Source organism: Bartonella sp. AA89HNZF (assembly GCF_042196905.1).
In the GTDB taxonomy this organism is placed as follows: Bacteria; Pseudomonadota; Alphaproteobacteria; order Rhizobiales; family Rhizobiaceae; genus Bartonella.
On the sequence record NZ_JBHIRD010000009.1, the window covers coordinates 1 to 14,602 of the forward strand.

General features: G+C 36.7%; 5 protein-coding genes and 1 pseudogene. 5 read left to right on the forward strand and 1 reads right to left on the reverse strand.

Annotated features, from left to right (window positions below):
- Positions 1–245, forward strand: a 245-nt coding sequence (locus ACFIN0_RS05470) for an autotransporter outer membrane beta-barrel domain-containing protein (RefSeq protein ID WP_375702083.1), incomplete at its 5' end; no start/stop codon positions are given.
- 110 nt (positions 246–355) lie between these two features.
- On the opposite strand, the pseudogene ACFIN0_RS05475 reads toward ACFIN0_RS05470, so the two are convergent.
- Positions 356–947 (reverse strand): annotated as a pseudogene (locus ACFIN0_RS05475) (integrase arm-type DNA-binding domain-containing protein); the annotation flags it as partial.
- Positions 948–3,306: 2,359 nt separating this feature from the next.
- On the opposite strand from ACFIN0_RS05475, the gene ACFIN0_RS05480 reads away from it, so the two are divergent.
- The 4 genes from ACFIN0_RS05480 (at position 3,307) to ACFIN0_RS05495 (ending at position 14,319) form a co-directional block, all read left to right on the forward strand.
- On the forward strand, positions 3,307–5,829 hold the full coding sequence (locus tag ACFIN0_RS05480) for an autotransporter outer membrane beta-barrel domain-containing protein (protein WP_375702084.1): 2,523 nt from the start codon (positions 3,307–3,309) through the stop codon (positions 5,827–5,829).
- Positions 5,830–6,459: 630 nt separating this feature from the next.
- A complete protein-coding gene (locus ACFIN0_RS05485; RefSeq protein ID WP_375702085.1) occupies positions 6,460–8,808 on the forward strand; it encodes an autotransporter outer membrane beta-barrel domain-containing protein in 2,349 nt (782 codons plus the stop codon).
- A gap of 141 nt (positions 8,809–8,949) precedes the next feature.
- Positions 8,950–10,740: an autotransporter outer membrane beta-barrel domain-containing protein gene (locus ACFIN0_RS05490; protein WP_375702086.1), complete on the forward strand. Its 1,791-nt coding sequence runs from the start codon at positions 8,950–8,952 to the stop codon at positions 10,738–10,740.
- 135 nt (positions 10,741–10,875) lie between these two features.
- Positions 10,876–14,319: an autotransporter outer membrane beta-barrel domain-containing protein gene (locus ACFIN0_RS05495; protein WP_375702087.1), complete on the forward strand. Its 3,444-nt coding sequence runs from the start codon at positions 10,876–10,878 to the stop codon at positions 14,317–14,319.
- The last annotated feature ends 283 nt before the right edge of the window (positions 14,320–14,602 follow it).

Below are 14,602 nucleotides of genomic sequence, written 5' to 3' on the forward strand. Positions count from 1 at the left end.
ATCGTCCTATGTCTTTCTATGGAAAAGTAAACTTGATCAAAACCTTTGGTGATGATGGTACCATCCGGATTGGCAGAGATTTTGACCTTGATCCTATGGGACCTGCAATTGAAGGCGGCGTTGGCATCAATGCGCAACTGTCTCACAATTTCTCCCTTCATGGTGATGTAAGCTATCAACAAAAGCTTCAAAAAACTGGTATATCTGGTGCAAGCTTTTCAGGAGGAATACGCTATCAGTTTTAAAACAAAACTGTCAAAACAGCCTATTCATTCTATTTAATTTAACAAAAAAGGCAGCACATCGTGTTGCCTTTTCGCTTTATAAATCCTAATAACACTACACTATCCCTCCTTAAGAGAGCCCTTGCTTTTTCTACTGCCTGTAAATCAACATTCACACCCAACGCCGCAGCATGTTTGAAACAAAGCTTGAGACGCATCAGTGCTGTATTAGCATCTCCAGCTTTTGTATGACAGATGGGAGCGAGGTTCTATTTGTGTAATCTCTGAAATAGGCAGACAGCCTAATTTGGGGAGAATATGGAGTTTTAAAGGTGAAAACCAGTTTCCATCTTTACCATCATTTTTTAATTCAGCTTTACGACTTTCAAAAGCATCTAGGGCAATGTTTTTTAAGTAATGGAGATTACGCATTGCCTCACGTTTTCGTTTCTCACGTTTTTTAATGGGATCATGACCATCACGAAGAACAGAACGCTATTGGGTTTGCCAATTCACGAGCTTGTTTTAAAGAGACATCTCTCAAAGCACCCAAGTCCATTTAGTGACAGCGCCCATGAATGGTATATGAATGGTATAACGGTAAATCCATTGAGTACCCCCATCTTTACGTTTGTGAAAGAGCAATCCGGCACCATCATTATATTTTCCAGCTCGTGGGTGTTGCTAAAGCCCTTGGCTCTTGAGACGATTCATAAGAGCCATTTTAGTCCTTTCTTATACATTTTTTACCCACACGCCCAGCCCCGCTTGTGGTATGCAAGAGAATGGTTTTTCTTGATTTAAGACAAACAGGTTTAAAATGAGAGAATCTTACGTTATTCAGAACTCTAACTCAATGAAAGTAACGCTAAATTATCATTATAAATCAGTATATTATACCATTTTTATCAAGATAAAAGATAAGGTATTTTTATCTAGAATATGTCACAAAGTATGCTGCCTTTTCGTACATGAAATCCATTTTTTCCTGAAGTGTTTTCTTTTCTACTTAAATACGCTTTTCTTCCTCTTCACATGGATTGCGCAGCTATTCATCATCGAATTTTCCCATAAAGCTAAGCAAAGTGTATTTCTAGATAATATAAAGATAACAGCATTAAGAATAAATCTTAAAAAATAGAAGATTTCTTGCTTTTTCACTTATGGAAGTACAACAACTTTACCGTTCAATTATGCTCTTCTTTGAAGATAGATATGGTGCAAATATGCACCATGGAGCTGTCCAAGCAAAGATGATATTAGAAAAATGAAAAGTTAACCACTGCACATTTAAAACAGATAGGAAACCTACAGCCACTCTCATTTATTCCAAAGGATATAGAAAATGAAAAAAACATACCGGATAAATAATCAATCATAGCTTATAATATAAGAGCATAACAGTGTTTTCATATGGCTACACTCTTCCCTTATGATATCTAGACAGCAAATATCTCTAAAACTTCTATAAAAATACTATTAAAGTTATGCTGTAAAAATGTTAATTGCCTCAACAATCATTTGTCAAAAATTTGCAAAAAATAATCAGAGAACTAACCGTTTGAACCACAAACATAATTTGTGTGCTAATGATTTGATTTTTAACGACTTTTAACATATTGATAATCTTAAAATTAAATCAGACAGCCACCCCAGTTAGTCCGGATAAGTAGGTATCTAACAAAAACTATTGTTAGGACCGTAGAAGACCGTACCCCATCCTTATATGAGAAAGTGAACTTCCTTAAAAAACTTTGATATTGATGATACTAAACAGATTGGTATTCATTTTTACCTTAATCCGATAGATTCTGCCGTTAAAGGTGCGTTTAGCACAATACACAATTATCTCACAATTTAACTCTCTATATTGATGTAAACTATCAGAAAAAATTTTAAAAGACGTGTAGCCGAGACAAGTTTTTCTGATAGAATACGCTACCAATTTTAATATAAAAATTATAAAAAAATAAGCATATTAATCCGTTTACTATTAACAAAAAAACGGACTGTATTTTTTTTATTTACAATCTATTATAGCAATAAAATAATTTCTTTCTTTACGATGTGTTGTCGCTATCTATAAAGATTTATTTACACTTCCATTGCTGGTTCTTCTAAACAAACAGTTTTGAGAAAATTAATGCATGAAAAGAAAATCTAACAACAAGCGCTTTATCTTTCATATACAAAATGCTCAAGAAAGCTAATTTTTTCATTTATAAAATGAAATCACTCAATAAAGTTCTTTTTATATCAATAAAAGATGTTTTAAATTGAATATTCAAAATATTGATTTATAATGATAATTTATCATTACTCATATTGAATTAAAATCTTGAATATCGTAATCTCTCTCATTTAAAACCTGTTCCATGTTGAACTAATCAAAATCATTCACTTGCACATTACAAGCAGGGCTGGCGTGTGAAGCAAAGTTATATAAGAAAAGCCTGAGAAGTCCTATAATGAACTGTCTCAAGTGCCAAGGGCTTATCACAAATATTGAGAGCTAGCAAAATGTGTGACGGGCTTGCTCTTTTATTAAGCGTAAAGGTATCGGCTTGCTCCTTCGTAAGCGTAAATATGATGGAACTCTACGGCTTTAGCGTTATAGCATTCATGAACACCGTCGCGAAATGGGCTGTGCTTCCTTAGAAAAATAGGCTTTGCTACCCTTAGCCTCCTTAAAGAAAGCCTGTGAATAGCCTCCCTCATCTCTTCTTCTTATAGCAGAAAAAATTTGCTGATCGTTTTGGTTAGTGCATCAAATAATACATCTCAACACTATAGAGCTTTTATAGCGATTATCTTTAATAGACAATTTTTAAATATCATACTTCATAGTGCTTTTAGCATAAGCTTAACCAAGCGAGGTTTTATGAAATCCACTTTTCTCAACTTTTTATGATCATGAAAAAAGTTTTTCTGAAGCAAAACTTCAAACCATAGAGAACACCATCAATATAATTCGTTTTGTTATTTACAATAAAAACATAATGATATAGAAACTGTCTGGGTACTTGCGCCATCAGGGGAATGAAGTAAGCATCAAAGCATACCAAATACTAAAGGCATATCTATGTGTAAGAAATATATTTATAAGAAAAATTTTTTGTTATGTACAATTGCTGGAACTTTGATTTTTTCTCATTTCGGTTCAACTTATGCAAATACATCGGCTCCTGAAACTCCTGGAATTTTTGGGAAGATTGAATTAAATAAGGGAGAAGAAAAGACTTTAAATAATGTTCTTGTCCGCGATAAAGGACCTGGAATATTAGCGCATGATAAAGCAGCTATCACAATTGTAAAATCAACAATACACACGGAAATGTCTGCACTTTCTGTATCAGCAGGTGGACGCATTCGTGCTAAAGAAATTGAAGTCAATACAGTGTATAAAGGTTTAGAAACAAAGAATGGTATAATCGACGTCGAAGATTCAACCATAACCGTCCAACGAGGAGGTGCCGGTGGTATCGTTTTTTATGAAACAAAAGATTCTTCACTGAAAAGTGGAGAAAAAGTTGTCAATAAGATTGTTCTTAGCAATACAAAACTTCTTGTGAAAAACGGTACCGGTATTCTTGGTCCCTACTGCTCAAAAGCCGTTGCTGAAGTTCAACTTAAAGACTCAGAAATTCGATCTGACGTATTATTGAGAAATAAAACGAAACGTAAATATTATGATAACGATACTCTTCCTGTAACTTTAGCATTAACCGCTGATAATTCAACAATAGAGGGACGAGCAAGAACTTTAAAAGTCAATACAACGGTTTTGACTCTGAATAACAAGAGCAAATGGTACTTAAAGACCTCTCAAGAGGAAGTCGATACTGACTTTAATACGTTTAACTATGAGCTCAGTGATATTAAACAACGAGCCCTTTCTACCGTTTCAGTACTGAATCTTAATAATAGTTCTATCATATTTAAGGTACCGCAAGGGCGGGAAAAAGATCATTATCATACCTTGCATGTAGGGCGAACAGCTGAGGTTCGTAGACCTGAGGGAAGTACAATCCCCGATATAGAAAGCACTTATAATACAGTTTACAATGCCACAGGCAATGCAAAAATTTATTTTAATATTGAATGGAGTGATGGTCTAGTAAAAGAACAGCAAAAAGCTGACCGCCTCCTTATTCATGGTGATGTATCAGGCAGCACAACAGTCCATATCAAGAACCTTGCGAAAGGTGAGATATTAAAAGCTGAAGATTCTGTTTCCTCGAATATGCGTGGTCTTTCAGTCATTCAAGTTTCTGGAAATGCAAATGAAGATTCCTTCAAACTTGCACACGGCTACACCACAATGGAGGGATTGCCCTATAAATATATACTCAAAGCCTATGGTCCAACATCCAGCCATGGGACAGCCGATAGCACACAAAGTCATTTTAGCGGAATATCACAAGAATCAAAAGAAAATACCCTCAAAGACTACACAATCTATACGATATCAGAATCAGGAAAAATGATTGAAGGCGTTTCACCAAAAGAGAAAGAAGCGCAAAATACCGGTTCATCATCCCTTGGACGAGCAAACAACACACAAAACATTTTGGAAAAAAATCAAAATTTCTGGGATTTTCGCTTGCAAAATGAGACTCTCGATAATGAGGGAAAGATCAAAGCTCTCGTTCCTCAAGTGGCAAGCTATTTGTCCATGCCTAACGCACTATTCTCAGCTGGACTGGCTGATATAAACAATCAAAACACTTTACTCAACTCGATGCAGGAAAACACCTTTGAGACAAAAGATCATAAAAACAAAGGAATCTTATTCTCGACTTATGGAAATAAGATGACATTATCCTCTCACCGTACGCCATTACAATATGGCTATGGTGCCGATATTCACTATGCAGCTTTACAGGCAGGCATTACATTAGCAGCTCTAGAAGATCAAAACATGACCACCAATTTTGGTCTTTTAGGGACATATGGGAAATTAGCTTTCACCCCTAAAGACATGGAAGGTGCTGACAAGAGTACACTCAATAAATGGTCAATTGCTGCATATAGTGGGCTGCACCATAATAATGGGATATACATCCATGCACTCTTCTCCTATGGAATGCTCAAGGGAGATATCACCACAGCTCTCATAGGAAAGACTGCAGAATTGAAAAATGCTGATACATTCAGTGCATCAGCAACCATTGGACAAAAATTCGAAACCAGTAGGAACGGATTGGTCTTTGAACCACAAGCACAACTTGTTTATCAACGTCTCATGCTTGGCACACTCTCAGATGTCGATGGTTTTGATGTGGATATGGGAAATCCTTATCAATACTTAGTGCGTGTTGGTGGACGCTTAACGCAAACGAAGCTTTCTATTGAAAACGGCGATATTCTTTCTTTCTATGGTAAATTGAATATTGTTAAAGCTTTTTCTAACAATGGTACGATACAGATTGGTGAATCATTCCACCTTGATTCTATGGGAGCTGCCCTTGAAGGTGGACTTGGTGTAAATGCACAATTATCACAAAATATCGCACTTCATGCTGATGTTAACTATCAATATAAGCTTCAAAAAACAGGTATATCTGGAGCAAGCTTTTCAGGCGGAATACGCTATCAGTTTTAAGAAAAAGCAAAAAATAATTTATATTCTATTCATTTTAATAAAAGGCAGTACAAATGAGCTGCCTTTTTACAATCTATCGGAACGAACCGTCAATAACGATCTTTCTACCACCTTTCTTGAGCCAATTAATCTCACTCAAACCAAATGTAACAAAATCTGTTATCTCTAAATGAATACTGGATTCTCAAGAGAGCTGCCTTTTTGATTTATAAAAATCAAATGTTTTTAATAAATTTTTTTGTATTTTAAAACACGTAATAAATAATTTTCTGTGTAAGAAAATCAATTAAAAGCTTTTTGTAAGCGCACAACAATAGCTTCTCCAAAAACTTTGTAGAGTTTTCATAACAACAGCCTTAAGCAACAAACATCCTTGCAAAATATTTTGTTTCTTAACACTTTTAAACGGAATACTTATCAATCTAGCTTTTCTGCAATTCATAGTTGCTCACTGCAATTTCTATTTTAAAAACTCTTCTAAGATCATTTTTTAAACGATAAAGAACAGGACGCAATATTTCGTTTTGTTGTTTACAATAAAAACATAATGATATAGAAACTGTCTGGGTACTTGCGCCATCAGGGGAATGAAGTAAGCATCAAAGCATACCAAATACTAAAGGCATATCTATGTGTAAGAAATATATTTATAAGAAAAATTTTTTGTTATGTACAATTGCTGGAACTTTGATTTTTTCTCATTTCGGTTCAACTTATGCAAATACATCAGCTCCTACAATGGTTATGGCTCGTGCGGATAAAGCAGGAGAAGAAAAAACCTTTAATAACGTTTTTATCCGCAGCGCATATACAACAGTGGTTGCTGATGACAAAGCCTTTATCACCATTACAAATTCAACAATGCGTTCAGACTCAAATTTATTTACCGCAACAACAGGTGGACGTATTCATGCTAAAAAAACTGTAGGAAAATCAAATTCCCGTGGTTTAGAAATTTCAAACGGCATCATCCATATTGAAGATTCAATCATTAATGTTTCCGGACATCACAAAAGTCGTGGTATCCTTTTTGATTACATCCCAAGTTCCCAAGTAAAAGAGGGCGAAAAAGTTATCAATAAAGCAATTCTTACCAACACAAAACTTCTTGTTGAAAATGGTATTGGTATTCTAGGACCAGATTATGCAAAATCTGTTGCTGAGGTAGAACTTAAAAGTTCAGAAATTCGTTCTGATATATTATTAAAAAATAAAATCCCAGAAAACTCAAAAGATATCGATCCTCGCACTTTTATATTAAGCGCTGACAATTCGATTATAGAAGGACGAGCAAAGACTTTACCTCAAAATACAACGATTTTTACTCTCAACAATAACAGCAAGTGGTCCCTAAAGATTAGTCAATTTGAAGTAGACAAAGAATTTGACAGGTCTAAAGGATACTTGCTCACTGATATTAAACAACGTGCACAGTCTATTGTCTCAGTATTGAACCTTAATAATAGCTCTATTATATTTAATGCGCCGCATAAACTAGCAGACAATCAGTATCAAACCTTGCATGTGGGAAAACAGCCAACAGCTGAAGCTGCAAAAGCAGAGCAAAACAGAAGCTTCGATGCAACAACGGTTTACAATGCATTGGGCAACGCAAGGATTTACTTTAATACCGAATGGAGTAATGGTCTTATAAAAGAACAACAAAAAACTGACCGTGTTCTCGTTCATGGTAATGTCTCAGGCACCACAACGATCTATTTCAACAATCTTTCAAAGCGTGCAGAACCATTCGATGATGATGAAGTTTCCATTCCTTTGAATGCGCGTGGTCTCTCACTTGTTCAGGTGTCTGGAAAAGCAGAGGAAGCCGCCTTCACGCTGGTAAATGGCTACACTACAATGGATGGGTTACCCTATAAATATGTATTAAATGGCTATGGACCAACATCCAGCCGTGGGAGAGCTGACAAACAGCAAAGTCTTTTGCAAGAAAGTGAAGAGTTTTGGGATTTCCGTCTACAAAATGCGACTCTTGATGATGAAGGAAAAATCAAAGCTCTTGTTCCTCAAATGGCAAGCTATTTGGTTATGCATAATGCAGTATTCTCCTCTGGCTTGGCTGATATAAACAATCAAAATACACTGTTAGATAATATGCATTCAACAGTTTTTGGATTAGAAGGTCATAAACAAAAAGGGATATTTTTATCGACTTATGGCAACAAGATGACGTTATCTTCCAGCCGTAGTCCATTGGAATATGGTTATGGTGCTAATGTTCACTATGCTGCTATACAAGCAGGCATGACATTAACAACGTTAGAAAATCAAAATATAACCGCGAATCTTGGTCTTTTAGGCACATATGGAAAGCTCGCTTTTACGCCAAAGGACATGGAAGGTTCTGACAAAAGCATACTGGATAAATGGTCCTTTACGGCATATGGAAATCTCCACCATGACAATGGTCTCTATATTAATGCACTGTTCTCTTACGGCATTTTAAACGGACATATTACAACAGCCCTTATCGGCAACACCACAGAATTAAACAATACGGATACATTAAATATATCAGCTACCGTTGGACAAAAACTAGCAACTGGTGTTGAAGGGGTGTCCTTTGAACCACAAGTACAACTTATTTATCAACATATTGCCTTTGGCACTCTTTCAGATATTGATGGCTTCCAAGTTAATATAAAGACCCCTCATCAATGGTTGGTCCGTATTGGAGGTCGTTTAACAAAAACAATACTTCCTATTGAAAAAGATCGTGTTCTTTCTTTTTATGGTAAATTGAACGTCATTAAAGCTTTTGGTGAGAAAAATACAATTGATATTGTTGATTCTTTCCATCTCGATTCTATGGGCTCTTCCCTTGAAGGTGGGCTTGGCATTAACGCGCAACTTTCTAAAAATATCGCACTTCATGCTGACGTTAATTACCAACATAAACTTCAAAAAGCTGGGTTCTCTGGAATTAATTTTTCCGGAGGAATGCGTTATCGCTTTTAAACAGTTTTAGTTTTCTCTTTTGATACATAAGCAGCGCTGAGATGAAAACAGTGCTGCTTAACTACATTACAAAAAACCGTAATGTGTCAAAAAGTGGTTCATTTTTAGCAAAATAAAGAAAATATCTTAAGGAACATCTCTATGCATAAGAATCTTTTGTTATGTACAGCCGCTTGTGCTTTATTTTTTTCTTCTTTTAATTTCACATCTACCAGCACCGCCTCTGCTCTAAGCCCCCAGGAACGCCATGCCATTGAAGGGATTATGAAATTACCTGAACAATATCGCCATGCCATTGATTTAATAAACACACCAACACAAGCAGAAAAAAATCTTGAAAAGATAGCCTCTGGCGCCATGATGGAGGATAATTCGCACTTCAATCAAGCACTTAATGCCAATAACCAACGGCGTGTTAATGCTGCGCGCCAAGAATGGATGAGCCAAGACAATCGTAATTGCTCTGAACTGCAAAATAAAGCAGAAATATTACATAAAGCAGTACAATTGGATAGTGCTTTACAAGGACAAAACAAGGAACTTTCCAATACTTTACGCAAAGCAGTATTAGAGACTTTGAACAACGATGGAATAACCAACGTGAAGAAAAAAGAAGAACCAACCCCTCCTGCATCTGAAGAGAATAAACAACCTCTTATTGACTCCAGCACAAGACAAAGACGCGCTAGTGATAAATTACCACCCGCTCACGTTGCTGCCCAACACAAGGACAATTCATTCACAAGAACAGATCATGGAATGAGACAGCCTAAAATAAATGAAAATTCGCAATCTGATATTGATCCCCAAACAAACACCACTTCCTCGGAATCAAAAACGACTCTTAATACATCAGAAAAAGCGCATATGAAATTGCTCCCAAAGGTTGAGAATACCGCTACCGCTGCGACAGAGAGCTCCTCTAAACTTACAGATGATGATAAAGCAACCGCAGCTTCTACTTCTCTTGATGGAACAGAAAAAAGCACAACTCTTACACCACAAGGAGAAAGTTCTTTAACCATGCCTATTGCGATGTTTGCCGTTGGGTTTAGTGATGTCAATAATCAAAATATCTTGTTAGACAATATGCAAATAACAATGTTTGAACCCAAAGATCATCCAGAGAGAGGCGTTTTCTTATCCTCTTATGGCAATAAAAGCACCTTTTCTTCTAAGGTTCAAGCAAAACAAGATGGTATCCAAGCAGATATTCGCTATGCTGCATTGCAAGCAGGAGCAACACTAATAGCGCTAAAAGATCAAAATATCAGCAGCAACTTTGGTCTTTTCGGAACATATGGGAAACTGTCTTTTACTCCTAAAAACAAGGAGAGCTTTCAAAAAAATATGTTTGATAAATGGTCACTCACCGCATATGGAAATATTCAGCATGACAGTGGCATCTATGCAAGTGCCTTTCTCTCTTACGGAATTTTCAAAGAAAATCACGCTACAACTCTCATCAAACATACCTCAAAAGTGAAGAATAGTAAAACATTAGGAGCCGCTGCAACTGTTGGTCAAAAACTGTCAACCAGTTTGGAAGGTGTAATCCTAGAACCGCAAGCACAACTTGTTTATCAACGTCTCATGCTTGGTTCTTTATCAGATAGGAGCTCTTTCTCAGATGACGATAACTCTAAAATAGACATAAGTAATCCTTATCAATGGCTGCTCCGTATTGGCGGACGTTTAACGCAAAACAAAGGACATGCTGTTTCTTTCTACGGCAAACTGAACATGATCAAAACTTTTAGTAAAAATTTTCAGCTTGCAGCTATGGGATCTTTAATCGAAGGTGGTTTTGGTATTCACACACACTTATCACAAAATATTCAGCTTCATAGTGATCTCAGCTATCAACATAAATTCAAAAAAGCTGGCATCTCTGCAATAAATATTTCCGCTGGAATGCGCTATCACTTTTAAAAATACTTGTATTCCTTATCTTGAAATATGAAGAGATCTCATTATGTTTCGTTTTGTCTCTTACAAAAGAGACATAATGAGGTCAAAGTTTTACTTTTTATGAGAGAGGGGGAAATATTTTAGGAATACATCCATATGAAAAAAAGCTTCTTACTATACACAGTTTCCGGAGTTCTGTTTTATTCTTCCAGCAGTTTGTCTTATGCTATTCATGCTATGACTCCAACGATAGATCTCTCTTCTCCCCCGACAACATCTGACTCCAAAAGAACGATCATCCCCCCTCATCCTACCGGAAATGAACCTACAAAGTCTACTCCTACAAGCACTGTCGTTCCTCACATGCAACTTGGAGAAAAATTAAGGAGATATACACGCTCTTCATATGGAGAAACGACACATTCTTCAACACACCCCCAATCATCTGAACACCCTACAAAGCCTAAAACCTCCACAGAATCTTCTGAACCTGGAACAATTACACAACCTGAAACACCCCCTAAAAACACAGAAACGTCCAAGGCTTCTTCTCAAAATTCTAAAGGAAAAACGACATTCCCAAATGTAACCATTGAAAATACAACTTCTTCCTCAAAACAAAAGCCTAGGCATGCTCGAGAAAGTATACAAACATCAAAAACTAAAACGACAGAAAGTTTACAGTCTAGCCTTACAGCCACACAAAGCGATATTACACAATCACCATCGACAGAAATAGCTCCAACGAGAGAAGAAACTGCAACAACAAGGATAGTTTTAACAAAAGGAACAGCTTCAACAACAGGAATGGAAGCAAAATCGAGAAGGCGTTCAGGAGCCACCACCTCTTCTACAGATTCTTCCAGCGAAAAGACGCCTCCAAGTTCTGCTGTCTCTTCACAATCAGAAGCGACACAATCTGCACCCAATTTACAACCAACACCTGCAAACTCTGAATCTACAAGAGCGGAATCTACAAAACCAGCAACAGAGCTATCACCAACGTCTAAAGAACCAGAACTCACACAGCCAACATCATCACGATCACCAGAATCTGTACGACCAACGCCCACACAACCCACATCTGCCCAAAAGGTATCTGGAAACTCTGAATCTACAGAGGCGGGCATTACAAGACCAACAGCAGAACAATCACCAGTGCCTAAAGAGTTAGAACGCATACAGCAAACATCTTTAAGAATAGAAACTGGAAAACCAGCATTACAGGTACCACCAAAATCTGTAAAACCAGCGCCAGTGCAATCTTCATCTGCACAAAAAATGTCTGAAAAACCAGAGATTGAAAAACCAATATCACCAATAAAACAATATGAAAAGTCTACACAAATTGAGGATATAAGCGCTGGAGTTGAAGCTAAAAACGGTAAGACCATAACGTTACATAACAAAAAAATTCAAGACAATAGTTTTGCTGTACATGCAGAGGGAAATAATTCAAAAGTCAACATGATAGGGGGAACAGTTGATGCGCGTTTTGTTGCACTAAGCGTATCAGATGGTGGAGAAGTTGATGCTACAGGCATTACTGTAACAGCAGAAACAGCTGGTTTGGTAAACATGGAGGGCACAATCAAACTTAAGGATTCAAGCGTCCATGTCACGGGAAATTATGAAGCAGACGGTATTATTTTCCGCAACAATCCGTATAATGCCTCTAGAAAACGATATACACGCAATGCTGAAAGGAACATCAATGCCGTTCAAGAACAAGATGTAGCCAATATTGCTGATAAAGTAACCCTAGAGAATACAAAGCTTTTCGTTGAACATGGTAGCGGTATCAACCTTTATGGAACAGGCGTAAACGGAGAAGTCAACCTTAAAAATTCAGAAGTTCATGCCGATATTTTATTAAAAAATATCAAGAATGAAAGTGCCTCCACAAACACCATTACATTAGTTGCAAACCACTCTTCTTTAGAAGGTCGGGTAAGAACTTCTGAAGATAATAGAACAGTTTTTGATCTAAAAGAGAGGACGAAATGGCTTTTAAAGGCGAATAAAAATGTCACAAATAATGATAATATTTTAAATGACTATAGACAGTTTGGTGTTGATGAAAAATCATACTCTAATCTTTCTGAATTGCACCTTACAAACAGTGTCATTATGTTTGACAAGCCAGTGGAGGGACATTATCAAACTCTGTTTATAGGACCTAATCTTTCGCAAGAAGACGAAACAACTCACACAGCAGCGGTTTATAGTACAGCGGGTCTTGCAGAGATTTATGTAAACACTCAATGGGATAAACATTCTCCTATCACGGAACAACAAACTGATCGCGTTGTGATTAATGGCGATGTCTCAGGGAGTACTGTTGTTCACATCAATCTCCAAACCGATAGCTCTGCTATTTGGGAAGAACGCATGGCGTCACTTCCTTTAGGGACACATGGGATTTCAATCATTCAAGTTTCCGGACAAGCAAATGAAAATTCCTTCACGTTAGCAGGAAACTATACGACAATAGGTGAACAACCTTATAAATATGTACTCACAGGCTATAAACCAGGAACATCTCATGAGAGCCAAAATCTTTTTGGCAAAAATAATCATGATTTTTGGGATTTCCGCTTACAGAATGCCTACATTGATAAAGACAAAAAAGTTCGAGCCCTTTTACCACAGGTAGCAAACTATTTAACCATATCTAATACTTTATTTTCTGCTGGATTTACTGATGTAAACAATCAAAACACGTTGTTAGACAATATGCGCACAACAGTATTTGGGGCAAAAGACAATAAAAAGAATGGTATCTTTTTCTCTTCCTACGGCGAGAAGGTCACCCTATCTTCCAACCGCGATCCACTGCACTATGGTTATGGTGCTGATGTAAACTATACTGCCTTACAATTAGGAGGCATATTAGCCGCCTTAGAAAGCAAAGACATAAGCGCATATTTTGGTCTTTTAGGAACGTACGGAAAGCTTGCCTTTACGCCAAAAGAGATGCAAGATTCTGAAAAGACAACGCTTGATAAATGGTCACTTACCGCTTATAGCGGCATCCAGCATAGCAATGGTATATATGTCAACGCTCTTCTTTCTTACGGAACCTTAAAAGGAAATATTACCACAGCTCTTGTTGGGAATGCCGCAAAATTAGATGGTACCGAGATGCTTAATATATCTGCAACCATTGGTCAGAAATTAGCAACCGATACAAAAGGGCTGGTCTTTGAACCACAAGCTCAATTCATTTATCAAAATCTCATATTTGATATTTTCTCAGATACCAATGGCTTAAAAGTAGACATGGGCAATCCACATCAATGGTTGATCCGTTTTGGTGGACGTTTAACAAAAACGATAATGGCTGTTGAAGAAAACAAGGCTGTTTCCTTCTATGGTAAAATGAATGTTATCAGAACTTTTGGCGATGGTAAAACAATAAAAATTGCTGATACCTTTCATGTTGATCCTACCGGCTCTTCAGTTGAGGGAGGCATGGGGGTGAATGCATATCTTTCTCAAAATATCGTACTAAACGCCGATATCAGCTATCGGCAAAAACTGCAAAAAGCCGGTGTATCTGGCACCAATTTTTCTGGCGGGATACGTTATCGTTTCTAAAGCAGAAGTTAATTTTAACTTAAATAAAAGGGCAGCACAAAGTGCTGCTTTTTTATTTAAATTTATACATTTTTTAATTCTCAAAAATCATTATCACATCAAAGAAGATTTTGACTTATAATATTTCTTTTGCGTATTGAATAAAAAACTGAATACCATAACAATCTCTCATCAAAATACCCCACGCATAAAATTTTTATGTCTTATATTATGACCACACCTCAAGCGATAATGTTTTTATAGCACAACAGAATAAGCATTCATGCGGATTTTAAAAAAGTCA

Coding starts and splice junctions, on each gene's coding strand:
- ACFIN0_RS05480 (WP_375702084.1), top strand. CDS start 3,307: ATGTGTAAGAAATATATTTATAAGAAAAATTTTTTGTTATGTACAATT.
- ACFIN0_RS05485 (WP_375702085.1), top strand. CDS start 6,460: ATGTGTAAGAAATATATTTATAAGAAAAATTTTTTGTTATGTACAATT.
- ACFIN0_RS05490 (WP_375702086.1), top strand. CDS start 8,950: ATGCATAAGAATCTTTTGTTATGTACAGCCGCTTGTGCTTTATTTTTT.
- ACFIN0_RS05495 (WP_375702087.1), top strand. CDS start 10,876: ATGAAAAAAAGCTTCTTACTATACACAGTTTCCGGAGTTCTGTTTTAT.